This is a genomic window from Flavobacterium flavigenum, assembly GCF_027111255.2.
GTDB classification, from domain to species: Bacteria; Bacteroidota; Bacteroidia; order Flavobacteriales; family Flavobacteriaceae; genus Flavobacterium; species Flavobacterium flavigenum.
Genome location: NZ_CP114285.2, coordinates 2,475,094 through 2,501,372 on the forward strand (window position 1 = coordinate 2,475,094; position 26,279 = coordinate 2,501,372).

The 26,279-nt window shown below is 37.5% G+C and carries 19 protein-coding genes, 2 tRNA genes and 2 rRNA genes; 11 read left to right on the plus strand and 12 right to left on the minus strand.

What is annotated here, in order from left to right; translation table 11 throughout:
- Positions 1–140: 140 nt before the first annotated feature.
- A complete protein-coding gene (locus OZP09_RS10025) occupies positions 141–2,657 on the minus strand; it encodes a right-handed parallel beta-helix repeat-containing protein (protein WP_269237664.1) in 2,517 nt (838 codons plus the stop codon).
- Positions 2,658–3,058: 401 nt separating this feature from the next.
- On the opposite strand from OZP09_RS10025, the gene OZP09_RS10030 reads away from it, so the two are divergent.
- Both OZP09_RS10030 and pelA read left to right on the plus strand, forming a co-directional pair.
- Positions 3,059–4,753, plus strand: coding sequence for a glycoside hydrolase family 28 protein (locus OZP09_RS10030; protein WP_269237665.1), 1,695 nt, complete (start codon positions 3,059–3,061; stop codon positions 4,751–4,753).
- Positions 4,754–4,823: 70 nt separating this feature from the next.
- Entirely contained in the window at positions 4,824–6,032 is a 1,209-nt protein-coding gene (gene pelA, locus OZP09_RS10035; RefSeq protein ID WP_269237666.1) for a pectate lyase, read from the plus strand.
- 61 nt (positions 6,033–6,093) lie between these two features.
- Here the strand turns inward: pelA and OZP09_RS10040 are convergent, their stop codons facing one another.
- From OZP09_RS10040 to OZP09_RS10065, 6 genes are all read right to left on the minus strand, one after another.
- Positions 6,094–6,927 (minus strand): amidohydrolase family protein, encoded by an 834-nt coding sequence (locus tag OZP09_RS10040; RefSeq protein WP_269237667.1) that lies wholly within the window; start codon positions 6,925–6,927, stop codon positions 6,094–6,096.
- Positions 6,928–6,932: 5 nt separating this feature from the next.
- Positions 6,933–7,730 (minus strand): SDR family oxidoreductase, encoded by a 798-nt coding sequence (locus OZP09_RS10045; RefSeq protein ID WP_269237668.1) that lies wholly within the window; start codon positions 7,728–7,730, stop codon positions 6,933–6,935.
- A 192-nt stretch (positions 7,731–7,922) separates the two neighbouring features.
- Positions 7,923–8,936: a zinc-binding alcohol dehydrogenase family protein gene (locus OZP09_RS10050; protein ID WP_269237669.1), complete on the minus strand. Its 1,014-nt coding sequence runs from the start codon at positions 8,934–8,936 to the stop codon at positions 7,923–7,925.
- A 1-nt stretch (position 8,937) separates the two neighbouring features.
- Entirely contained in the window at positions 8,938–9,792 is an 855-nt protein-coding gene (locus tag OZP09_RS10055) for a fumarylacetoacetate hydrolase family protein (RefSeq protein ID WP_269237670.1), read from the minus strand.
- A 98-nt stretch (positions 9,793–9,890) separates the two neighbouring features.
- Positions 9,891–10,655: an SDR family NAD(P)-dependent oxidoreductase gene (locus OZP09_RS10060; RefSeq protein WP_269237671.1), complete on the minus strand. Its 765-nt coding sequence runs from the start codon at positions 10,653–10,655 to the stop codon at positions 9,891–9,893.
- A gap of 16 nt (positions 10,656–10,671) precedes the next feature.
- The gene (locus OZP09_RS10065; RefSeq protein ID WP_269237672.1) at positions 10,672–11,859 is read right to left on the minus strand and encodes a glycoside hydrolase family 88/105 protein; all 1,188 of its coding nucleotides are present in this window, start codon (positions 11,857–11,859) and stop codon (positions 10,672–10,674) included.
- Between the two features lie 287 nt (positions 11,860–12,146).
- On the opposite strand from OZP09_RS10065, the gene OZP09_RS10070 reads away from it, so the two are divergent.
- The 8 genes from OZP09_RS10070 (at position 12,147) to OZP09_RS10105 (ending at position 21,018) form a co-directional block, all read left to right on the plus strand.
- A complete protein-coding gene (locus tag OZP09_RS10070) occupies positions 12,147–13,286 on the plus strand; it encodes an ABC transporter substrate-binding protein (RefSeq protein WP_269237673.1) in 1,140 nt (379 codons plus the stop codon).
- Between the two features lie 4 nt (positions 13,287–13,290).
- Positions 13,291–14,433, plus strand: coding sequence for a CaiB/BaiF CoA transferase family protein (locus tag OZP09_RS10075; protein WP_269237674.1), 1,143 nt, complete (start codon positions 13,291–13,293; stop codon positions 14,431–14,433).
- Between the two features lie 4 nt (positions 14,434–14,437).
- Positions 14,438–15,577, plus strand: a complete 1,140-nt coding sequence (locus OZP09_RS10080) for a CaiB/BaiF CoA transferase family protein (protein WP_269237675.1) — start codon at positions 14,438–14,440, stop codon at positions 15,575–15,577.
- Entirely contained in the window at positions 15,577–16,800 is a 1,224-nt protein-coding gene (locus OZP09_RS10085; RefSeq protein WP_269237676.1) for an extracellular solute-binding protein, read from the plus strand. Before OZP09_RS10080 ends, OZP09_RS10085 begins: the two co-directional genes overlap by 1 nt.
- Positions 16,801–16,802: 2 nt before the next feature.
- Positions 16,803–17,867 (plus strand): Gfo/Idh/MocA family oxidoreductase, encoded by a 1,065-nt coding sequence (locus OZP09_RS10090; protein ID WP_281310705.1) that lies wholly within the window; start codon positions 16,803–16,805, stop codon positions 17,865–17,867.
- Between the two features lie 190 nt (positions 17,868–18,057).
- A complete protein-coding gene (locus OZP09_RS10095; protein WP_007809657.1) occupies positions 18,058–18,498 on the plus strand; it encodes a MaoC/PaaZ C-terminal domain-containing protein in 441 nt (146 codons plus the stop codon).
- Between the two features lie 20 nt (positions 18,499–18,518).
- Entirely contained in the window at positions 18,519–19,823 is a 1,305-nt protein-coding gene (gene fucP / locus OZP09_RS10100; protein WP_269237680.1) for an L-fucose:H+ symporter permease, read from the plus strand.
- Between the two features lie 91 nt (positions 19,824–19,914).
- A complete protein-coding gene (locus OZP09_RS10105; RefSeq protein WP_269237681.1) occupies positions 19,915–21,018 on the plus strand; it encodes a pectinesterase family protein in 1,104 nt (367 codons plus the stop codon).
- A gap of 55 nt (positions 21,019–21,073) precedes the next feature.
- Here OZP09_RS10105 and OZP09_RS10110 read toward each other — a convergent pair whose 3' ends face one another.
- Positions 21,074–21,841: a response regulator transcription factor gene (locus OZP09_RS10110; protein ID WP_269237682.1), complete on the minus strand. Its 768-nt coding sequence runs from the start codon at positions 21,839–21,841 to the stop codon at positions 21,074–21,076.
- 105 nt (positions 21,842–21,946) lie between these two features.
- On the opposite strand from OZP09_RS10110, the gene OZP09_RS10115 reads away from it, so the two are divergent.
- Positions 21,947–22,696, plus strand: coding sequence for a DUF1349 domain-containing protein (locus OZP09_RS10115; RefSeq protein ID WP_269237683.1), 750 nt, complete (start codon positions 21,947–21,949; stop codon positions 22,694–22,696).
- 202 nt (positions 22,697–22,898) lie between these two features.
- Here OZP09_RS10115 and OZP09_RS10120 read toward each other — a convergent pair.
- The 4 genes from OZP09_RS10120 to OZP09_RS10135 all read right to left on the minus strand — a co-directional run bounded on the left by OZP09_RS10120 (position 22,899) and on the right by OZP09_RS10135 (position 26,258).
- Positions 22,899–22,984, minus strand: a tRNA-Leu gene (locus OZP09_RS10120).
- Between the two features lie 6 nt (positions 22,985–22,990).
- Positions 22,991–23,063, minus strand: a tRNA-Phe gene (locus tag OZP09_RS10125).
- 48 nt (positions 23,064–23,111) lie between these two features.
- Positions 23,112–23,221, minus strand: a 5S ribosomal RNA gene (gene rrf / locus OZP09_RS10130).
- 156 nt (positions 23,222–23,377) lie between these two features.
- Positions 23,378–26,258, minus strand: a 23S ribosomal RNA gene (locus OZP09_RS10135).
- Positions 26,259–26,279 lie beyond the last annotated feature (21 nt).

Genomic DNA, 26,279 nt, shown 5'->3' on the forward strand with positions numbered 1-26,279 from the left:
TGTTAGGTATTGTTTTGCCACAGATTAAAAAGATTAACACAGACTAAAAATCTTTTTAAATCCTTTAATCTGTGGCTAAAAAATATTCTTTAATAGTACCTAACAGGTTTTGGAAACCTGTTAGGATAGCGAATACGCAATTATTTCTTTGTTTCAACTTTGTTCAGAAATATCCAGGTTTCATCCGGTTTTGCGCCTTCGATTCCAGTTTGGTATTTTTTCATTAAGTTGTTCCAGTCGTTTACACGTGGATTATTTTCGGTTGTTTTTGGATTCAATTTATCCAGACTTTCTCCTTTTGGAATACTGATGATCAACATTAATTGTCTTCCGTTTTTGAAGACCTGCAACTGCTGAAAATCGGCATTGCAGAAACCTTTTGCGATTTCAGGCCATTTTTCGAATTGAGTTGTGTGATAATCTACGTATTCTTTTTGCATTTTTTCATCGGCAACCAAATTCGCAGTCAGGACAATATTTTCCCATTCTGATACGGGTTTAGCATCTTTGCATCTTTCAAATTTCTGGAAGTCATAAACTGGATTTTCGTAGATTTTGATTTCCAAAGCCGGAAAAGCCAAAGCCAGTTTTCGCTTCGTTCTTTCCGGCTGGTTCATTAATCCGTAAATTACCAGATGGTTTTGCCATTGGTACAATTCTTCGCCTACAATTCGGAAACCTTTTATCGTCGATTTGATTTTTTCGATATCCAGATCTTTTCCGATTACTTCGATTGCGACTGATTTTGGCATTTCCTGTAAGCCCCAGGCTTCATCAATTACTACTTCTTTAGCCAGTAAACTGTTGTATGGCGGACGAATTCCTGCATTTTCTTTGATTTTTGGATTTACAAAAGCATAATTATCCTGCCAGATATTTCCTTTCGGACCATTATTGTTTTTCAGGATTTTCTGAATTGGAATCCAGTTATTTTTTATTGTAAAGCCCTGACTTCCTTCATCCGTGTATAAATACAGCCATAAAAACGGATCGTGTGCATAAGGACTGTTGTAGACTTTATCGATATAATTTTCTTCAATTCGGCTGTCCGCTTGTGCTGAAAGGGTGTAAATTCCGGCTACGTCGTGCAGATGTTTGGCGTAATGATGGATTTTATTTCGAAGGATTTTATTGTTTCTCATCACGTTTTCGGTATGCGTCCAGCCCCAGCCCATTGAAATACCGCTGTAAGCTACATCCGAAATTTCGTTATGTTCGATAGTCAGATTCTTGATAAAACCGGCTGCAATTCCCAGACATCCCCAATCTTCATTGGCTACATTGGTAATTAAGTTATCCGAAATCACTTCATCCGAACAAACTACTCTTTCATCTTTTACAGTATAAGGCAAATGTGCTTCGAATGATTCTTCAGAGAAAACACCCAGATTGATTCCGTTTCCGCCAATATCTTTGAAGAGATTTCCTTTCACTGTATTATGATTCGTTCCTCTGTGCAGATCCAATCCGGTAGAAGACAAATGCTCAAAAGAACAACTTTCAAAAAGCGTATTGTTAGCATAATTGATCTCAACAGCGGCTCTTGGTCTTCCAACCCAGCCCTGATTTTCCAAACTCGCTTGATTGGGAGTTCCAGGAGTTTTTAGTTTATAGGCATCTAATAAATACATTCCCGCCTGCAATGGCACATGACCTTGCTGTGAAGGACGAAGCCAGTTGCTGTACTGGAACGAAATTCCCTTGAAATTAAAATGATGTACAGGAGTATCCAAAGTACCTTCCACTTTTACTAAATTTTCTAAAACCGGTACAGTAACTTTTGCGGAAGCCATATTTTCTCCAGCTCTTGGAATATAATAGATTTTACCTTTTTTTCTGTTTAAAAACCATTCTCCCGGTTCGTTAAGCATTGACATTCCGTTGTTTAAATAGAACGCTGAATTCCCGTTGTTTTTAGAAATCCACGGAGCCGGCCAGGGATGTTCGCTCTGAATTCGGCTTTCCGGTTTTTCGAAGGAAAGACGGGCGCTGTCTTTAACCACCTCGATATTTTTGATTCGGAGATTGGCAATCGCCCACCATTGTACGATGTACATTTCCATTCCCGGCTCAAACTTCACCGATTTATTTTTGAAAGGAATCCAGCAGGTTTCTGTTGCAGCATCCCATGAAAGAATTCTGTCCATTTGAGTTCCTGCAGTACTTTTGGCTCTCACGGCTTTTTTGCCATTCACCCATAACTGACGGTAATTTAGAATTTCTCCCGCCTGCTGTGGCGCATCGGCTTCCCAGACTGTTCCTACTTTTAAGCCGTTTATGGCTAGTGCCGATTTTTTCCAGTTCTTTATTTCGATTCCTCCGCTTAAGATTGGTTTGGCATTTGCATCCGCTTCAATAGTTGTTGGACTGTCAGCTGTTCCGGAATCTTCAGGTCTTATGAATAGAGGTTCGTTTAAATAATATGTTCCGTTCATTACAATAATACGGATTCCGTCTTTTATCGATGCATCTTTTAATCGGCGCAGTTCTCTTGCTTTTCTTACGGCCATATGGACCGTTGCCAAAGGACTTGCTTTTGTTCCGGGATTGGTGTCTTTACCTTGGGGTGAAACCCAAATTTCGGCTGCATTCAGTGAGAATGTGCAAATTGTTATTAAAAAGAGAATTAGAACTTTTATAAAAGTATTTAAACGCATTTTTTTATTTTTTAGGTAAAGCCGTAAAGGGTTTATTTCTTAACAGTATAAGACTTATAAATAAATGTATTTTTTAAACTTTTACCAAATGAGGGTACAATTTAACAGAACATAAAAATATAAGTGTCCTGTACCCTCCTGCTTTACATTTGATCCGTGGTATCAGTGCGTATAAATAAAAAATAGCAAAAAGCTGCAATTAACTTACAGACAGTCGCAATCCTTTTTTCATCTATTAAATATATTGTAAATATTTTTTATAAATTTGTGCAATCGATTACATTATTGTATTTTCGTTTTTTTACGAAACTAATTTTATAATTTGTAAAAAAAGTATTATCAAGATAAACATATCGTACTATTTTGATACATAAAATTAAACTTTAACTAATTCAATAAGAATGAAAACTAATCTAACTACCTTTTTCCGTATGCTTTTGGCTGTTTTGACAGTAAGCTGTTCAGGAAATGTGATAGCACAAAAGTCAAAATCCTATGACACTTATGCGAACATTGAGTTTAAAATGCCGAAGGTCGAGGAGCCGAAAATTCCAAAAAACACGGTCAACCTAAAAGATTTTGGTGCAGTAAATGGCGGATATGTTTTAAACACAAAAGCTTTTGAAGATGCCATTAATGCGCTTTCAAAAAAAGGAGGAGGGAAATTAATTATTCCTCCGGGAATCTGGTTAACAGGACCAATTATTCTAAAAAGTAATATTGAGTTACATGCAGAAAGAGGTGCACTGATAAAATTTTCTACAGATAAAAGTTTATACCCACTTATCGAAACTAATTTTGAAGGTTTAAACACCTGGAGATGTATCTCTCCTATTTACGGTAAGAATTTAGAAAATATTGCTTTTACAGGAAAAGGGGTTTGGGATGGCTCAGGTGAAGCATGGAGACAGGTTAAAAGAAGTAAAGTTACAGAAAGCCAGTGGAAAGATTTTGTTTCTTCAGGTGGTGTTGTAAATGAGCAAAAAACAAGCTGGTATCCATCAGAAGTATTTATGAATGCTTCGAAGGGAGGTCCAATAGACCAAAATGTTCGTCTGGATTTAAAAACCAAAGAAGATTTTGAAAAAATTCATGATTTCCTTCGTCCGGTCTTAGTGAGTATCCAAAACAGTAAAAGGGTGCTATTTGACGGACCTGTTTTTCAAAATTCTCCGGCATGGAACATTCACCCTTTTATGATTGAAGATTTAATCGTAAGAAATATAACGGTTCGTAATCCTTGGTTTTCACAAAATGGAGACGGACTTGATGTAGAATGCTGTAAAAATGTTGTAATCGAAAACTCCAGTTTTGATGTGGGTGATGATGCCATCTGTATTAAATCAGGAAAAGACAAAGATGGTCGTGACAGAGGTATTCCGAGTGAAAATATCATAGTAAGAAATAATATAGTTTATCATGGACACGGAGGTGTAACGGTAGGTAGCGAAATGTCAGGAGGTGTAAAAAACCTTCACGTATCTAATTGTACTTTTATGGGAACTGATGTTGGTTTACGTTTCAAAAGTGCACGAGGGCGCGGAGGTGTTGTAGAAAACATTTTTATTTCTGATATTTTTATGACCGATATTCCGTCTCAGGCGATTTCGTTCAACCTTTACTATGGAGGAAAATCCATAGCAGAAACTTTGGAAGAAGGCGGTGCAAAAATTGTCAATCAAAAAATGCCTGTAGATGAAAAAACGCCTCAGTTCAAAAACATTTCGATAAAAAACATCACAATCAAAGGAGCACAACAAGCTGTATTTTTACAAGGACTTCCTGAAATGAACCTTGAAAATATTGAAATCTCTAATCTGATTGCAAAAGCAGAAAATGGATTTACTATTGTTGATGCTAACGGAATCAAAATTCACAATGCAAAACTGGATATTGAAAAACCAAATGTAATTGATATTTACAATGGTAAAAACATGTCGTTTAAGGATATTGAATTCAATTCTACTTCACCTAAAGCCATTACTATTAATGGAGAAGCTACTGAAAATATAGAATTTGTTCCTTCTGCCAATTCAGATTTTGCCAAGAAAACAGTTATTGGAGAAACGGTTCCAAAATCAGCTGTAAAACTATAGTTAATTAAACTTTTATCCTTCAGTTGTGTCTAAGTTAAAACTAAGCACAACTGAAGTTCATCAAATTACTATGAAAACATCACAAAGTCTGTCCAGAAATAAGAGTTTATTATTTGGAATCTTACTCACCTCTTTTTCGTTTCTTTATTCAGCTGCACAATCTGAAAAAGACAAAAAGACGGCGGTAATCAGTACAAAACCATTTAACGACAGTATGAATCACTGGTATGGTATTGCCGATAAAAGTAATATCGTAAATCCGATTCCGAATCAGCCGAGATACGAAGAATCCGAATACACCAAAATAGCGGATAATATCATTTACTTTCAGCGTGATAATGGAGGATGGCCAAAAAATTATGACATGCGTGCTATTTTAACGTCTGAGCAGATAAATGATATTGTAGGTTCAAGGTCTGTTTTGCATACCACTTTTGACAATGGTACTACTTACACTCATGTCTATTATCTGGCGCAGGTTTATACACTGACTAAAATAGAAAAATACAAAACGGCCTGTCTGAAAGGAATTGATTTTATTTTGGAAGCACAATATCCTAACGGTGGATGGCCTCAATATTATCCTCTGGAAAAAGGATACAGCCGCCATATTACCTTTAATGACGGCGCTTATATGGGAATCATGAATTTGCTTGACAAAATAGTAAGCAACAGCCCTGAATTTGATTTTATGGATGCCGCTACTAAAAACAAAGTGAACGCTGCTTACCAAAACGGAATTGACTGTATCTTAAAAACACAAATTTCTGACCATGGAAAACTTAGCGCCTGGTGCCAGCAGCATGACGAGGTAACTTTACTTCCGGTATGGGCCAGAAAATTTGAACCGCCAAGTATCAGTAATGCAGAAAGTGTTGATATTGTTTTGTTTTTAATGAAAATTGAAAATCCGAGTGAACAGGTTATCAGAGCTGTACAAAGTGCTGTTAAGTGGTTTGAGGATTCTAAAATATACAATACAAGAGTAGAAACTTTTGAAGCTCCCGAGATGGATTCAAAATTCAAAAAAATTAAAGATGACCGCCGTGTGGTAAACGATCCTACAGCACCTCCAATCTGGACACGCTATTATGAATTAGGTACGGGAAGACCTTTGTTTTGTGACAGGGACAGTGTGTATCTTTATTCATTGGCAGAAGTAAGCCGTGAACGCCGAACCGGTTATGCATGGTATACCTATAATCCTGAAAAAGTATTGAAGAAGTATCCGGAATGGCAGAAAAAATGGACTCCTGAAACTGATGTCTTAAAAAAATAAAACCATAAAAAAAGCGTGAATTTAATATTTCACGCTTTTTTTATGAAAATATTTATTATTTCTAATTATTTAGTTTATAAAATGATTTAGCATTTTCAGACCAGATTTTATTCTGATCCTCAATCGAAAGCTGAGACATATAATCTTCTAATATTTTCACTAACTCTTTATAATCCGAAGCTACATTGCAAACCGGCCAGTCAGATCCGAACATTAATTTATCAGCAGTAAAGTTTTCAAAAATAACATCCAGATACGGTTTTAAATCGGATGGTTTCCAATTGTTCCAGTCGGCTTCCGTCACCATTCCGGAAATTTTACATTTTACATTTTTGAATTTTGAAATCTCTTCAATTCCTTTTTTCCAGGATTCAATATCGCCCGATTTAATATCCGGTTTTGCAATATGATCAATCACAAAAGCCTGCTCCGGAAAAGATTTTACCAAATCAATGGCAGCTGGTAACTGACGATGAAAAATCAGAATATCATACGTAAAATTGAATTCCTTCAAAGCTGCGATTCCATTACGAAATGCCGCTCCAAACATAAAATCATCCGCTTCTCCCTGAACAACATGTCTGAAACCTTTCAGTTTTTCAAATTGAGAAAAATGACTCAATCGCTCTGAAATATCTTCACTTCTTAAATCAACCCAGCCCACAACTCCTTTTATAAAGTCATTTTTTAAAGCGAGATCCAGTAAAAAATGGGTTTCTTCTTCAGACTGACTTGCCTGAACCGCCACGCATCCGGAAAATTGATTTTCTGAAAGCAATGGCGACAAATCTTCGGGTAAAAAATCCCTTTGAATCTTTTTCATCGAATCATCGATCCAGCTATCCCTAACCGGATCAAATATCCAAAAATGCTGATGGGAGTCAATTCGGTTCATACCTGTTAATTTACATCACTAATTAAAGCACGATCCAAATGTACGTAACCTCCTTCTACAAAAACAAACTGTCCCGTAGTATGAGAAGAACGGTCTGAAATTATAAAAAGGGCTGTATCTGCAATTTCTTCAGTTGTGGTCATTCTGGATTCTAACGGAATACTTTTGTTGATTTTTTTCAAAACTGCTTCGCCATCCGGTACGGTTTTGATCCAGTCTTCGTATGCCGGTGTATAACATTCGGCAATAATGATGGCGTTAGAACGAATTCCATACTGAATCAAATCAACTGCCCATTCTCTCGTAAGTCCAAGAACACCGCCTTTTGCAGCAGCATATCCTGAAGTTCCGCCTTGTCCTGTCAAGGCTACTTTTGAGCCAATATTCAAAATGTTTCCTTTTGATTCTTTTAGGTATGGAAGTGCAAATTTTACCAATAAAAAGTAACTTACTACATTCAGTTTCAAAGAATCCATAAACTCTTCGTAAGTAGCATCTAAACCGGCACCGTCATTTACCCCTACGTTATTGATCACAACATCTATTCTGCCGTATTTTTTCGTAATCTCAGCAACTGCTTTTTCCATCTGGACAGGATCAGTCACATCTGTTTGCACAAACAAAGAATCAATTCCTTTTTTCTGCAAAGCTTCAGCATAACCAAAACCTCTGCTGTTTCTGTCCACCAAAACCGGAATAGCACCTTCATCCGCTAATCGATTGATGATGGTTTCACCAATACTTCCTTCTTTTCCAGCCGAACCTGATACGACTACAATTTTACCTTTTAAATGTAAATCCATTTTTGTGTTTATTTATGGTTTAAATAGCTGTAAATATTTTTAACACATAGAAACATAGCTTTATAAACATACGAAAAAGGCGTTTCACTTGCATACAAACACATATCTATGTGTGAGGAACTAGTTTCTTTCAACTCTCTTTCAAAAAATAAAAAACCTATGTTGCTATGTTTTTAAAACTATAGTTTAATCTTAATTTATCTCGATTAACGCTTTAATAGTATTATTTTTTGGGTCAATCCATTTTGTAAATTCACCGATCATATCCTCAAAATCAGCTCTGTGTGTAATGTATTTTTTTGGATCGATTTTACCTTCTTTCAGACATTTCATTACATATTCAAAATCTTCGATGGTCGCGTTTCTGCTGCTCATCAAAGTAGATTCTCTTTTATGGAAATCCGGATGACTGAAACTCAATTCTCCTTTTTGAAGTCCGACTAAAACAAATCTTCCGCCATGCGAAATATAATTGAAAGCGCTGTTCATCACTTTTTGATTTCCGGTAGCATCAATGACTACATTCGCCATATCACCGTTTGTCAGCTCAGCTAATTTTGCTGCTACATCATCATGCAAAGGATTGATTGTTTCATCTGCCTGAAGTGCTTCTTTGCAAAAGTTAAGACGGTATTCATTGATATCCATCACAATCACTTTGGCTCCGGCAATTTTAGCAAACTGAATCAGTCCTAATCCAATAGGTCCTGCACCCATTACCAAAACGGTATCGGTTGCTTTTACAGCCGCTCTTCTAACTCCGTGTGCTGCTATTGCTAATGGTTCAACCAAAGCCAGTTCGTCATAATCCAAACCTTGTCCGTGAAGTAAATACTGTTCCGGAATCGTCACATACTCGGCCATTCCGCCATCAATATGTACTCCGAAAACTTTGATATTCGCACAACAATTCGTCAGACCATTTCTACAAGCTACACATGTTCCGCAGCTGAAATACGGAATAAAAGTTACTTTATCTCCCGGCTCAAAACCTTTTGCATTTCCTTTTATATATTCGGCGGCCAGTTCATGACCTAAAATTCTTGGGTATTCAAAATAAGGCTGTGTTCCTCCAAAAGCGTGAATATCGGTTCCGCAGACTCCTATTCTTCTAATTTTCAAAAGTACTTCTCCTTCTTTTGGTTCCGGCATTGGTTTTTCTTTGATTAGAAATTCCTGCGGTTTTTCGCAAACAATATATTTCATTTTATTTAGAATAAGCTTTAGCTACTTGTTTACTTGATCCCAGACCGTCCATGCCTAATTCGATAACGTCACCCGGTTTGATGTAGATTGGATCCGGCTTAATTCCTAATCCAACTCCCGGAGGCGTTCCTGTACTGATGATGTCGCCAGGAAGCAAAGTCATAAACTGACTTAGGTAATGCACTAAAAACGGAATTTTGAAAACCAGATTAGAAGTATTGCTGTTTTGGAATTTCTTTCCGTTAACTGTCAGCCACATTGGTAAATTATTTACATCGGCAATTTCATCCTGAGTAGCCAAGAATGGTCCAAGAGGTGCGAACGTATCACAACCTTTACCTTTTGCCCATTGTCCTCCCATTTCGATTTGAAAAGCTCTTTCGCTGTAATCATTCAATAAAGCATATCCTGCTACATAATCTAAAGCTTCTGCTTCTTCTACATAACTTGCCTTTTTACCAACCACAAATGCCAGCTCGATTTCCCAATCTGTTTTTTCACTATTTTTTGGGATTATCAAATCATCATTTGGACCACATAAAGAAGTCGTTGATTTGAAAAAGATAATTGGCTCAGTTGGAATTGGTGCTCCTGTTTCATGACAATGATCTACATAATTCAGTCCGATACAGATTATTTTTGAAGGTCTCGCAACTGGAGATCCCAAACGTACATCTTCTCCTACTTCCGGTAATGCTGGATTACTTTCTAAAGCTTTTTTTAATTTTTCTAATCCATTATCTTCGAAAAAAGCTTCATTAAAATCAGTTACAATAGAAGAAACATCATATCTTTTTTCTCCAATAATAACTCCCGGTTTTTCTTGTCCGGCTGCTCCAAAACGTATTAATTTCATTTTCTTATTTTTTTAAAAGTTGCTAAGCTGCTAAGGTTCTGTGGTTCTAAGGCTAAAAATCTTAGCAGCTTAGTAACTTAGAACCTTAGTAGCTTTTTCTAATTATTTAATTTTATAAATCCTCCATCAATAGGATAATCACTTCCTGTAATAAACCCGGCTTCGTCACTGCATAAGTAAAGGGCTAAAGCAGCAATTTCCTCTGGTTGTCCCATTCGCCCGATAGGTTGTGACTTTGAAAGTTTTTCGAAAATTTCAGCTTCCTTGCCCGGATAATTTTTATTGATAAATCCATCTACAAAAGGCGTATGCACCCTCGCTGGCGAAATCGAATTACATCGGATTCCTTCATCAATATAATCTCTCGCTACTGATAAAGTCATAGCCATTACCGCACCTTTAGCAGTTGAATAAGCGAAACGATCCTGAATCCCAACCCAGGATGCAATAGAAGCCATGTTTAAAATCACACCACCTTTTGACAATTGAAATTGTGGAATCGCAGCATACAAACAATTGTAAACTCCTTTTACATTTACATCCATTACTCTTTGGAAATCGATTTCCAAAGTTGTGCCGACTTTACCCACATGAGCGATACCGGCATTATTAATCAAAATATGGATATTACCGATTTTTTCAAATGTAGCAATAACCTCTTTTTGATCTACTACATTACACGCATATGAAAATACTTTTCCGCCCAATTGCTGAATATCAGCAACAGCTTCCTGAGCACTTTCTATTGTTAAATCAATAATATGAACTTCTGCTCCCTGTTTTGCGAATAAAGTTGCAATTGCCCTTCCTATTCCACTGCCACCACCAGTTATGACAGCTTTTTTATTTTGTAATGAAAACATATTATTTAGTTTTTAATTATCTATTTAATTCTAAAGCAGCCAGAATAAAAGGTCCGGTTACTTTAGGGTCATTATCTTTTCTTCTTTCATTAATATAATATTCGTAAGAACCATCGCGATAAGGTTTTCCTCCTAAACCTGCAACCGCGCAGGCATTCGTAATTTCAATTTCGCCATTTGGATATACTTTAACAAATTTTGAAGTCATACCATCAAAAGCTTTTTCAGCAATTTTTTTGAATTTTTTAGGCAAATATCCTTTTTTAGCTCCTTTTGCAAAAGCATAAGCAAACATAGCCGTACCCGAAGTTTCTAAATAATTACCTTCACGGGTTCCCATATCAGTAACCTGATACCATAATCCTGATGGATCCTGAAATTTTACTAAAGCATTCGAAATATTATTCAAATACAAAATCAGTTCTTTTCTTTTCGGATGATCCTTAGGAAAATAATCCAGAACATCTACCAATCCCATCACATACCAGCCCATTGATCGGGACCAAAAGTTAGGCGAAACACCGGTTTCTTTGTTTGCCCATGGCATTTCTTTACTCTCATCCCAGGCATGATACAACAATCCTGTTTTTGCATCCGTTGCCTTTTTCTGAATCAATTCAAATTCATGAGCAACATCATTCAACTTTGCACCGTTTTCAAACCTAACGGTATATTCTGCATAAAATGGTTCCCCCATATACAAACCATCTAGCCACATTTGGTTAGGATATATTTTTTTATGCCAAAAACCGCCACTTGGCGTACGAGGCTGTTCTTCTAATTGTTTACGCAAAGTCTGCATCGCAACTAAATATCGTTTGTCTTTAGTCTGCTCATAGATATCAAACAAAATTCGGCCCGTCGGTATATTATCAATATTAAAGGACTCATATTTATAAGTCTTAATATTTCCATCAGCATCTATCAATTCATCAGCATATTGCTTGGCATAAGCCGTGTATTTTTCATTCTTTTTTTGTTTGCCTAATTCCTGAAAAGCATAAGTAACCAAACCATGAACATAACTGATATGTGCTACAGGAGCATCATCAAGCATATACGATTGCGGGTGACGCTGCATTAAGGTTAATGCCATTCTTTCTGACCATTTCAGCTTATTAGAAATTGTATTTTGAGCATTTGAAATTGTTGTTACAAAAATCAGTAACGCAATTATTTTGGAAAGAAAAGAAATTTTAAGCATGATAGCTATTTTAAAAATTGTATTTTATGTAATTTAACGCAAAAATAAATGTGATTTTTACATTTACAAATATAAAACTTAATATTAATAACAACGACTTATTTTAAAAATCAATATCCGAAAACAGATATAATCAAAAGCAATATCACATTTTGGTTGTAATTTGTATAAAATATAAAAAACCATTACCCGAAATGCCAAAAAACAAATATATAATCATGGCATTTGAATCTAATTTCTATATTTGTAAATGTGAAAATCACATTTATTAAAATCAGACTATCATAATGAAAAAACTAAAAGGGATTACGTGGAATCATACCAGAGGATTATTACCAATGGTTGCCACAGCTCAACGTTTTACAGAATTAAACCCGGACATTGAAATTAGCTGGGAGAAAAGAAGTTTACAGGAATTTGCAGATGCTTCCATAGAAGATTTAGCCAAAAGATTTGATTTATTGGTTATCGATCATCCGTGGACAGGTTTTGGTGCCGATACAAAAACCATTCTACCTTTATCAGATCATCTTTCTTCAGAATATATAAAAGATCAGGAAATCAATACCGTTGGTAAATCATACGGAAGTTATGTTTTTCACAATAAATTATGGGCGTTGCCAATAGACGCAGCGACTCCGGTAGCAGCTGCCCGATTGGATATCTTAGAAAAAAAGGGCTTAAAAGTTCCGCAGACTTATGACGATTTACTAGCTTTGGCCAAAAAAGGATTAGTTGCTTTTGCAGGGATTCCGGTAGATTCATTGATGACCTTTTATTCTTTTTGCTGCAGTTTAGGTGAAGATCCATTTCAGTCTCAGGAAAAAGTAATCTCTGTAGAGACAGGAAAAAAAGCTTTGCAAATGCACCGCGAACTGGCACAACTGATGGATCCAGCTAATTTCAACAGAAACCCTATTCAGGTCTATGAAGCAATGGTCAATTCAGATGAAATTGCCTACTGCCCTTTTGCTTACGGCTATTCTAATTATTCACGAATTGGTTACAGCAAAAACTTATTGCATTTTTATGATTTGGTTAAATTGAATGACAAACCGATGATCAGCTCTTTGGGAGGAACAGGTTTAGCTGTTTCATCCTTTAGCCAGCATATTCCTGAAGCGATAAAATATGCTGAATTCACAGGATCATCACAGGTACAGCAGAATATTTTTGCTGATAATGGTGGACAGCCGGGACATTTACAAGCCTGGAAAAATGACCGAATCAATGGTATAACTCATGATTATTTCAAAAATACTTTACCGGCTTTAGAAAGAGCATTTTTAAGACCGAGATATTCCGGTCACATGTATTTTCAGGATCATGCAGGCGATGTTGTTCGCGATTATTTAATGAATGGTGGTAACGAAGAACAAGTTTTACAAGTAATGGATGCACTATACGTAAAATCTTTAAACTTATAAAAACATGAAACCATTAGAAGGATTAGTTGTTTTAGAGTTTTGCCAGTTTTTGGCAGGACCTTCTGCTGGATTAAAACTGGCTGATTTAGGTGCGAGAGTCATTAAAATAGAACGCCCTGTAAAAGGAGAAGCCTGCCGCCAGTTAAGCATCAAAGATCTTTTTGTTGATGATAGCAGTTTACTTTTTCACACCATCAACAGAAATAAAGAATCCTTTGCAGCCGATCTTAAAAATCCTGATGATTTGTTTTTAGTCAAAAAACTAATCGCCAAGGCAGATATTATGACCCATAATTTCAGACCGGGTGTAATGGAAAAAATCGGACTGGATTTTGAAACCACTTTAAACATCAATCCAAAAATAATCTACGGAACTATCACAGGTTACGGAGACAAAGGTCCTTGGGCGAACAAACCGGGACAGGATTTGCTTTTGCAATCACTTTCCGGATTAAGCTGGTTAAGCGGACGAAAGAACCAGGGACCAGTACCTTTTGGTTTGGCTGTAGCCGATTTGATGTGCGGAAATCATTTCGTTCAGGGAATTTTAGCAGCATTGCTTAAAAGAGCTAAAACCGTAAAAGGCGTTTTAGTGGAAGTGAGCTTATTGGAATCGGTTTTGGATGTGCAGTTTGAAGCGATAACTTCTTACTTAAATGATGGCGGACAACAGCCACAAAGAAGCGATGTCAAAGGAAGCGCTCATGCTTTTTTAAGTGCTCCTTACGGTGTTTATCAAACTAAAAATGGGTATATTTCTCTTGCAATGGGCGATTTGCTTTTTATTGGAAGTATTTTAGAAATCGATTTCCAAAAATATACTGATAAACACAAATGGTTTTCTCAAAGAGATGAAATCAGAGAATTATTAGTCGAAAAACTGAATACCCAAACAGCAGATTATTGGATTGATGTTTTGCAAAAAGAAGGAATCTGGTGTGGAAAAGTGCTTAATTATGAGGAATTAGACAGCCAGCCTTTTGTGAATGAATTGCAACTGAAACAAACCGTACAAAATTCGGCTGGAGAAAAATTGGTTACTACCAGAAGTCCGATACAATTAGACGGAGAGATTTTGACCAGTACAAAAGCCGCTCCTAAAGTGGGCGAAGATAATGTAACCATACACAAACAATTTTTAAACTAGCAGGATGAAACCATTAGAAGATTATTTAATAGTAGATTTTAGCCAGTTTCTTTCCGGCCCTTCAGCGAGTTTGCGATTGGCCGATTTAGGTGCGCGTGTTATAAAAATTGAGAAACCGGGAACAGGCGATATCTGCAGAACCTTATATACTTCTGATTTGATTATGAATGGGGAATCATCCGTTTTTCATACTATCAACAGAAACAAAGAATCATTTGCAATTGATTTTAAACAAGCAAATGAGCTCGAAAAATTAAAAAAATTATTGGCAAAAGCTGATGTGGTAATGCATAATTTCAGACCCGGAGTGATGGAACGCGTTGGTTTGAGTTATGAGGAAGTCAAAAAGATCAATCCAAATATCGTTTATGCCGAAATTTCAGGCTACGGCACAAAATCCGAACTAAAAGATTTACCAGGACAGGATTTATTACTGCAATCGTTGACTGCTTTGACCTGGCTAAGTGGCAATCAGGAAGATGGTCCCGTACCAATGGGATTATCAATTGTTGATATGCTGGCGGGAGCACATCTCGCACAAGGAATTTTAGCTGCTTTATACAGAAAAGCAACTCATAACATTGGAGCAAAAGTTCAGGTAAGCATGCTGGAATCGGCTTTTGATTTTCAGTTTGAAACCATTACAACGTATTTTAATGACGGTGGTGAATTGCCTGTACGAACACAATCGAATAATGCGCACGCTTATTTAGGAGCACCATATGGAATTTACAAAACTCAAAACGGTTATTTAGCATTAGCTATGGGCTCTATTCCAGTTTTAGCTTCGCTTTTAAAATGTGATGAATTGCTGCAGTTTCCTGAAAATAAATTTGAATTAAGAGACGAAATAAAAAATATTCTGGCTTCTCATTTACAAACTCAGGAAACTCAATATTGGCTGGATATTTTAGAGCCTGCAGATATTTGGTGTGCCAAAGTTTTGAATTACAAACAGCTTTTTGCAGAAGAGGGATTTCAGGTTTTGAATTTTACGCAGAGAGTCGAAATGCTGGACAGCTACAACTATAAAACAACACGATGTCCGATTAGAATAGATGGAGAAATTTTTACATCGAGCAAAGGTTCTCCAAAACTAGGACAGGACAACGAGCGAATTATTAAGGAATTTATTGAATCGTAATGGAAAAAATAAGAATCGCTGTCCGGAAATTTGATCCTTTTGAAACTACACTTCAAAAGCTGTGGGATTTGTTCTGCCTTCAAAATAATATTCAAATTGAAGCAGAAATGATTCCTCTGGAACTTCATGATTTGTATGAAACCACTATTACAAAAAAAGGTTTAAAAGAAGGAAAATGGGATATTGCACACCTCAATACCGATTGGATTTATGATGCTGTACACGAAAAAGCGGTTTTAGATTTGTATTCTTTTATAGCAGCAAATCCGCCGGAAAATTATCCTTACGGCTGGCATAAATCGCTTTTAAAATTACAGCAGCTGGATAACGGCACTTATGGACTTCCGTTTCATGATGGCCCGGAATGTCTGATTTACAGAAAGGATTTATTCCAAAACCAAAACGAGCAGGAGAATTTTAAAAAGCAGTATGGTTACGAACTTTCCACACCAAAAACCTGGAAAGAGTTCGCAGAAATTGCTTCTTTTTTTAATCGGCCGGAAGAAAATCTTTATGGATGTATTTTTGCCAATTATCCGGACGGACACAATATGGTTTTTGATTTCTGCCTGCAATTATGGACACGTGGCGGATCATTAATCAATCACAAAAATCAAATCAGCGTTCACAGTAAAGCTGCAATTGAGGCTTTGGATTTTTACAGAAAAATGGTAAACGATCCAACTGCTGTTCATCCAAAGTCAAAACAATTTGATTCAGTTCAGGCAGGTTTGGCTTTCGCAAAAGGAGAATCTGCTATGGCTATCAACTGGTTCGGATTTGCTTCAATGGCACAAGTGATTGAGGAATCAAAAGTAAAGGGAAAAATTGATATCACTTCACTCCCTTCCGATCCGAATCATAAAACGGCTTCTTTAAATGTGTACTGGTTGTATACTATTGGCTCAGGAAGTAAACATAAAAAACTGGCTTACGATTTTTTACGTTTTGCAACGACTTCTGAAAGTGACAAATTATTAACTAAAGAAGGCGGTATTGGTTGTAGAAAATCAACCTGGAAAGATGAAGAAATTAATGCTTTGATACCCTTTTATCATAAACTGGAAATGCTGCATGAAAATGCATTTACCCTACCGCAGACACCAATTTGGCCAAAAGTGTGTGAGTTTATCGATCACATGATTTTAAAAGCAATAAACAGCGACATTCCTTCAGCACAATTATTAGAAGAAACACATAATAATATTCAAAAAATAGAATAGATATGAATATTCCATATAAACCTTTATTGCCAGAAACAAAACAGCCGATTATTATTATTGGTGCAAGTGGCATTGTAAAAGATGCCCATTTGCCGGCATATAAAATGGCTGGTTTTTCCGTTTTCGGAATTACTAACCGAACAATAGCAAAAGCACACGCAATGGCGGAGGAATTCGGCATTCCGAATGTTTTTGAAAACGTAGCCGATGCTGTGAAAAATGCTCCATCCAATGCAGTTTACGATATTACTGTTCTTCCTGATCAATACATCGAAATCTTAGAACAATTACCTGATGGTGCTGCAGTGCTGATCCAGAAACCAATGGGTAATGATTTGGCTCAGGCCAAAGAAATAGTAGCCGTTTGCGAAAGAAAAAAACTAGTTGCGGGAATCAATTTTCAATTGCGTTTTGCTTCTTTTGTGAGTGCTGCCCGGTATATGATCAATCAGGGAATTGTTGGTGATTTGTATGATATGGAAGTTAAAGTTACTGTAAACACACCTTGGGAATTATTCCCGCTAATCAAGGAACATCCAAGATTGGAGATTCTTTTTCATAGTGTGCATTACATCGATTGTATTCGTTCTTTTATGGGAAATCCAAAAGGAGTTTATGCGAAAACGACCAATCATCCTTTGAAGAAACTATCTTCTTGCCGTTCTTCAATTATTTTGGACTATGGCGATTCGATACGTGTGGTTATCAATACAAACCACGATCATCATTTTGGTCCGAAACACGAAGAAAGCTATATTAAATGGGAAGGAACTAAAGGAGCAATCAAAGCCAAAATGGGCTTGCTGATGAATTATCCTGACGGTATGCCGGACGAATTTGAAGTTGCACTTGAAAAAAATGGTACTTACGAATGGGAAAAAACTAATTTGGAAGGTTCCTGGTTTCCGGAAGCTTTTATTGGTACTATGTCCAACTTAATGCGTTTTAAAGAAGGTTCTGACGACAAATTATTAGCAAGCGTTCAGGATGTTCTGGATACTATGAGAGTTGTAGAAGCCTGTTACATTAGTAATGAAAAAGGAGCAATTCCACTAAACGACTTATAAAAACGAATCCCGCGTTAACGATTGAAGCGGCATCCTTTTTTGGCTTTTTCTGCCAAAAAAGATACAGCGGAAAGCGTGTTAAAACGCCCAAAAAATTATATAAATATAGTGATTTGTGAAAAGTCATTAGTAATTAGCAGTTGAGCCAATCACTAAGGACTAATCACTAAGGACTAAAAAAACTAAAAACATGTATTTCAAATCAACATTTTTTGAAGATTACCAACTTAATGATAAAAGAGTTACATTAGGTCGAACTATTACCGAAACCGATTTTGTGGTTCACGCCGGACACACGGGCGATTTTTTCCCGCATCACATGGATGAAGAATGGTGTAAGACACAACCTTTCGGACAGCGAATTGCCCATGGCACTATGGTTTTCAGTATTGGAATCGGTTTGACTGCTTCTGAAATAAATCCGGAAGCTTTTTCTAAAGGCTATGACCGAATGCGATTTGTTAAACCGGTTCATATTGGTGACACTATTCATTCTGAAATTACGATTTCTGAAAAAGGAGAAGCCAAAAAACCCGATATGGGAACGGTGACCGAGCATGTAGAAATCATCAACCAACGAGGTGAAGTGGTTTTGGTATGTGATCACCTTTTATTAGTAAAAAAGAAATAATCCTAAAATAAAATCTAACTATGCAAGTAACTAACCAATCAGGCGACCAACACGAAGTACCGACAGAAGGCGGAAAAGGAAATCAATATCTTTTACCTTTTATTTTAATTACCAGCTTATTTTTCCTTTGGGGGATGGCACATAATCTGGATTCTATTTTGATTCCACACCTAAAAAAAGCCTGTGAATTAAATAACAGTCAATCTACATTGATTGATACGGCTGTCTTTTTTGCCTATTTTATTATGGCAATTCCAGCTGGAATGCTTATTAAACGTTTTGGCTATAAAAACAGTATTATAACAGGTTTATTAGTTTTTGCTGCAGGAGCTTTTTTATTTGTACCAGCAGCAAACTCAAGAGCTTATGAACTATTTTTATTTGCATTATTTGTAATTGGATGTGGCTTGACCATTTTAGAAACCAGTGCAAATCCATACGCAGCTATTTTAGGCCCTGCCGAATCATCTTCTAAAAGATTGAATTTAGCAGCCTCTTTTAACGGATTGGCAGCAATGGTAGCACCAATTGTGGGTTCATTGTTTATACTTTCAGGAACAAACCACACACCAGAACAAATGGCAGCAATGCCTGAAGCGACTAAAGCAGCTTATTTATTAGAAGAAGCTTCAGCAGTAAAACTGCCGTACATCATTTTAGGAAGCGTATTGGTATTAGTTGCTATCTTGTTTTATTTCATGCATTTACCATCAATGAAACCAAAACATACAGAAGTAGAAGTTAAACCAGGTTTCTTCTCTGTTTTGAAATTCTCTCATTTAAGCTGGGCGGTTGTAGCCCAATTTTTTTATGTAGGTGCTCAGGTTTGTATTACGAGTTTCTTTATCAGAATTGCACAACAAGGAGCTGGATTAGATGAAAAAACAGCCGGATACTATCTTGGAATTTATGGCTTCTTATTTATGGCTGGACGTTTTATTGGAACCTTCTTTTTGAAGTTTGTTAAAGATTATGTTTTGCTTTCCATATATTGTGTAGCTAGCATTTTACTTTGTTTAGTAGCCATTTACGGATCCGGAATTGTAGTTATTTATGCTCTTGGCGGAATTGGTTTTTTTATGTCTATCATGTTCCCAACTATTTTCTCTTTAGGATTGGTAGGTTTAAAATCGAATACCGAAACGGGTTCATCATGGCTGGTAATGTCAATTGTTGGCGGAGCTATTCTCCCTTATGGTATGGGAACATTAATCGATATGAAACATGATGATATTCAGGCGGGTTATATTATTCCTTTGGCATCTTTTGTAATCATTCTTTATTTCGGAGTATTTGGTCATAAAGTAAAAAACACTATTTCTTAGTTATATTTCAATTCTTTTTATAAATTTCCAAGGTGTAAACAATTTATTCCTTGGAAATTTTATTTTAAAACTTTATCATTCATAATCTAACATGAAAAAAACTTTACTTACTTTTTATTTATTACTTATTAGTTTCAGTGCAGCTTTACATGCTCAAAAAAACAAAACTGTTTATGATATTGTTGTAGCTGCTGATGGAAGTGGTTATTATACTAAAGTTCAGGATGCTTTTAATGCTGTACCTGATAATAATTCTAAGCAGACAATCATTTTTATAAAGCCCGGCACTTATAAAGAAAAACTAAAATTAACTAAAAACAAAAAAGTAAAACTTATAGGTGAATCATACAAAACTACCATTCTCACTTTTGATGATTATGCTGAAATTGCAGGAGGAACCAGCAAGTCTTTTAGTGTATTGATTGAAGCGGATGATTTTTTTGCAGAAAACATCACTTTTGAGAATACGATTAGCAGTGAATTACCACAATATAAAAAAGGAGGTCAGGCTGTTGCTTTAATGGTAAATGGTGACAGAGTTATTTTTCATAACTGCAAAATGAGCGGTTTTCAGGATACATTTTACCTTAAAGCCAACAAAAGAACGTATATTAAAGATTGTATAATTGATGGAACGACAGACTTTATTTTTGGATCAGGAATAGCTTTGTTTGAAAATTGTGTTATCCAATGCAGAAAAGATTCATACATCACTGCAGGTAATCATGAAGCGGGTAAAAGCAAATATGGTTTTGTATTCAAAGATTGTGTTATCATGAAATATCCTAAAGCAGCCATTTCAAAAGTATCTCTTGGAAGACCGTGGGGAGCTGGTGCAAATACAGTTTTTATCCATTCGTATGAAGAATCTATTATAATACCTGAAGGCTGGTCAATCTGGTCTAAAGATCCGGAAAATAAAGCCTATGACAACTGGAAAACTTCTTTCTATGCAGAATATGATTGTTATGGTCCGGGATCAAATTCAGATAATCGTATTTCATGGTCGAAACAGTTAAATAAAACTGAAGCGTCTGAATACACTAAAGAAAAAATATTCGCAGCCAACACAACTACTGCAACTAACCTTGAAGGAGATTGGAATCCGGTAATTGAAAAAGACAAATGTGATTCGGTATTACCTTCAAAAAAAGCCAAGAATGCCGATTCAAATTTAGAAAAAGCATTTAAATAAAAAAGACATGAAAACCTTTAAGCTCCATAACGTTTAAAGGTTTTTATATTTTTGATTATACACTTATCAATCCCATAACAAAAGCTGTTTTTAACGCTTCGGTTGTATTGGCTACCTGCATTTTTTGAATTATATTCTGCCTGTGGCGACGAACAGTATAAACCGAAATATTTAACAAGTCTGCAATCTGATCACTATTGCTTCCCTTTGCCACGTGAGTCAGTATTTCTAATTCTCTTTTAGAAAGGAGACTTTCTGTATAAGGCTTATACTTTTCAGATGATATAGTTTCTCCTGTTTTAATGTTTACAATTTTAGCATCAATCCCATTTCTTAATTCCGAATTAGTAGATGGTGCATACAGGCACAATGCAAATAAAACACTTCCATTGGGTGATCTTTTAAGATACATGGTCCGATGATTGATGTAATGCTTGTTTTTATCATCAGAAGAACGCAGCCGGCTAAAAGTACTGTAATTTCTATATTCTTCCCCAGGAAGATTTTTAAGATATTGAAAAAAATAAAGTTCTAAGGCATGGCGCTCGATTACATCCTCCGAATTTAACTTATCAAATATGCAGTCTTCAAAAGCAGAATCGATAAACAAATCACCTGAGAGTCCGAGTAATTTACCAAAATTACCTGCATAAATATAACTACAGTCAGCCTGAAAATCCGAAAGTACAGCTACGCATTGCTCTATAGAAACATAAGCTGCAGCCATTTTTTTATAATCTTCTACATCTAATGCTTCCTCATCCAAAAAAGTTTGTTTTAATAAAGTAGAAGTTAACTGATCTTCGATGGATATGTTTGCCATAGTTGTTCAAAAAAAATTGGTTAATTTTACGTATTGTCGTTATTGGAAGCAGAATGTACATTTGAAAAACTAAGTTAGACTATTTATACATTTAACAAAAACATTATGAAATCTAAATCAATTATCTGTTGCACTCTTTTCCAAATTATTTTATTTACAAGTTGCAACAATATTTCTAAAGAAAACAAAACACAAAACACTGACACAAAACCAAAAGACTCAGCAATTGTCCGTGGAACTCCATGCGATATCAAACTAAGCCAAATTCATTTTACAAAATCAATTAATGGAGCTGATACGCTGGCAAAAATAGATAATAAAGAAAACATATTATTTCATGTAGGCGAGAAAAAGGATTATTTTTCAGATCCAAATAATAAACTATCAAATAATTCAGCACCTATTCTTTTATCTAAAGTTGACAACACAAAACCATTTACGTTAACAGCAAAAATAAGCCCGGAATTCACTAAAAACGGTTTGTACAATGCCGGTGTATTATACCTTTATGTAAACGACAGTTTCTATCAAAAATTTTGCTTTGAACAAGATGAACGCGGTAATCACAGAATTGTCACGGTTCGTACAATAGCAACATCTGACGACAACAATCATGATGTTGTTGAGGTCAAAACTGTTTATATGAAAATTTCATCAGATACAGAAACGGTAGCAAGTTATTATTCCCTTGACAATAAAAACTGGCAAATGGTTCGTTTATACAAAAACAATTATCCAGCAGAAATCTGGACAGGAATCAGTGCACAATGCCCGGTTGATAAAGGCACAACAAGTTATTTTGAAGATATTAGCTTAGAACAAAAAAGCGTTAAAGATTTTCGTTTAGGAATCTAAAAATATTAAAAGACTATTAGAAAAGCGGGTCATTTATAGATTCGCTTTTTTTTTACCATATATCAAAATCATTAGATATAATAGTTTGATTAAGCTTTTCCGTATTCATAATTATTGCGTTTCCGAGAAGCTTTTAGTTTTTAAGACTGCAATTTCATAAAAAAACTCCAATGAGCCAGTTAGCCGATTGAAGTCTAGTTTGTACTCAGAGCGGGAGTTGAACCCGCACGGACATTTCTGTCCACTGGATTTTAAGTCCAGCGTGTCTACCAATTTCACCATCCGAGCATTTTGTGGTACCTCCAGGGATCGAACCAGGGACACATGGATTTTCAGTCCATTGCTCTACCATCTGAGCTAAGGTACCTCATTTTAAACAAAAAACCCTATTCATTTTCAGAATAGGGTTCTTAAAGAAAGGCGACGACATACTCTCCCACAAAACTGCAGTACCATCTGCGCAGGCGGGCTTAACTTCTCTGTTCGGGATGGGAAGAGGTGAGCCCCGCCGCAATAACCACCTTAAGGTTTTTGGTTTGTAGTTTATTGTTTTTAGTTTTCACTTATAACACCTGACTTATAACCGCTCGCGTCGAGCAAATATCTTAACATACTGAGATAAAAAATATAAATAGTTTAGAAAGTTTCTCCCTCCCGTCTTTTGGACAGGAGGAAAAGGGTGTACATAAGCTTACGGATTATTAGTACTACTCGACTATGACATTACTGCCTTTACATCTATAGCCTATCAACGTGGTCATCTTCCACGATCCTTAAAAGAAATCTCATCTTGTGGTGGGTTTCGCGCTTATATGCTTTCAGCGCTTATCCCTTCCCAACGTAGCTACTCTGCGGTGCCCCTGGCGGGACAACAGATACACTAGAGGTTAGTCCAATTCGGTCCTCTCGTACTAGAATCAGATCCACTCAAATTTCTAACGCCCACAGTAGATAGAGACCGAACTGTCTCACGACGTTCTGAACCCAGCTCGCGTGCCACTTTAATGGGCGAACAGCCCAACCCTTGGGACCTTCTCCAGCCCCAGGATGTGACGAGCCGACATCGAGGTGCCAAACCCCCCCGTCGATATGAGCTCTTGGGGGAGATCAGCCTGTTATCCCCGGCGTACCTTTTATCCTTTGAGCGATGGCCCTTCCATGCGGAACCACCGGATCACTATGCTCTACTTTCGTACCTGATCGACCTGTATGTCTCTCAGTCAAGCTCCCTTATGCCATTGCACTCTACGCACGGTTACCAAGCGTACTGAGGGAACCTTTAGAAGCCTCCGTTACTCTTTTGGAGGCGACCACCCCAGTCAAACTACCCACCAAGCACTGTCCCCCGCAACACGGGGTTAGGCCTCAGATAAACAAAGGGTTGTATTTCAACAATGACTCCACAACGCCTGGCGACGCCGCTTCATAGTCTCCAACCTATCCTACACATCATTTATCCAAGGTCAATACTAAGCTATAGTAAAGGTGCACAGGGTCTTTTCGTCCCACTGCGGGTAAACGGCATCTTCACCGTTACTACAATTTCACCGAGCTCATGGCTGAGACAGTGTCCAGATCGTTACACCATTCGTGCAGGTCGGAACTTACCCGACAAGGAATTTCGCTACCTTAGGACCGTTATAGTTACGGCCGCCGTTTACTGGGGCTTCAATTCAATGCTTCTCCGAAGATAACATCTCCTCTTAACCTTCCAGCACCGGGCAGGTGTCAGGCCCTATACTTCATCTTACGATTTTGCAGAGCCCTGTGTTTTTGATAAACAGTCGCCTGGACCTCTTCACTGCGGCCCCGATTGCTCGGGGCGACCCTTCTCCCGAAGTTACGGGTCTATTTTGCCTAATTCCTTAGCCATGAATCTCTCGAGCACCTTAGGATTCTCTCCTCAACTACCTGTGTCGGTTTACGGTACTGGTACTAATTACCTGAAGTTTAGAGGTTTTTCTTGGAAGCCCTTAGGCGCACTATCTCTTTGTCCGAAGACTCCGAGTACTATCGTATTTCACCAAAATCTACGGATTTGCCTATAGATCTTATAGCTAGGTACTTTAACGAACTATTCCGTCAGTTCGCGGCGCTTTCATCACTCCGTCACCCCATCACAGTAATTAGTAGTACGGGAATATTAACCCGTTGGCCATCGACTGTCCCTTTCGGGTTCGCCTTAGGACCAGACTAACCCACAGCTGATTAGCATAGCTGTGGAAACCTTAGTTTTTCGGTGTGCGGGTTTCTCGCCCGCATTATCGTTACTTATGCCTACATTTTCTTTTCCAGCCAGTCCAGCATACCTTACGATACACCTTCAACCCTGCTGGAATGCTCCCCTACCACTTACAATTGCTTGTAAATCCATAGCTTCGGTAATATGCTTATGCCCGATTATTATCCATGCTCGTCCGCTCGACTAGTGAGCTGTTACGCACTCTTTAAATGAATGGCTGCTTCCAAGCCAACATCCTAGCTGTCTGGGCAGACAAACCTCGTTCTTTCAACTTAGCATATATTTGGGGACCTTAGCTGATGGTCTGGGTTCTTTCCCTCTCGGACTTGGACCTTAGCACCCAAGCCCTCACTGTTATCAATCATTATATAGCATTCGGAGTTTGTCAGGAATTGGTAGGCGGTGAAGCCCCCGCATCCAATCAGTAGCTCTACCTCTATATAACTAAAATAACGCTGCACCTAAATGCATTTCGGGGAGTACGAGCTATTTCCGAGTTTGATTGGCCTTTCACCCCTACCCACAGGTCATCCGAAGACTTTTCAACGTCAACCGGTTCGGTCCTCCACTGTGTGTTACCACAGCTTCAACCTGCCCATGGGTAGATCACACGGTTTCGCGTCTAACACTACTGACTAAAGCGCCCTATTCAGACTCGCTTTCGCTACGGATCCGTGGCTTAACCACTTAACCTTGCCAGCAACGTTAACTCGTAGGCTCATTATGCAAAAGGCACGCCGTCACCCCACGAAAGGGCTCCGACCGCTTGTAAGCGTATGGTTTCAGGATCTATTTCACTCCGTTATTCACGGTTCTTTTCACCTTTCCCTCACGGTACTGGTTCACTATCGGTCTCTCAGGAGTATTTAGCCTTAGCGGATGGTCCCGCCAAATTCAGACAGGGTTTCACGTGCCCCGCCCTACTCAGGATACCACTATCTATTATACTTGTTACCCATACGGGGCTATCACCCTCTATGGCCCGACTTTCCAGTCAGTTCCGGTTCCGTGTACATAAAATATCGTGGTCCTACAACCCCAATCATGCCGTAACAAAATTGGTTTGGGCTAATCCGCGTTCGCTCGCCACTACTTACGGAATCACTTTTGTTTTCTTCTCCTCCGCCTACTTAGATGTTTCAGTTCAGCGGGTTTGCCCACCTATCGGTGTACTATGTCTTCAACATAGTGGGTTGCCCCATTCGGGTATCTGCGGATCAAATGGTGTGTGCCCATACCCGCAGCTTTTCGCAGCTTATCACGCCCTTCATCGCCTCTGAGAGCCTAGGCATCCCCCATACGCCCTTATTTTGCTTATTGTACCAATCATTCAATTAAGAA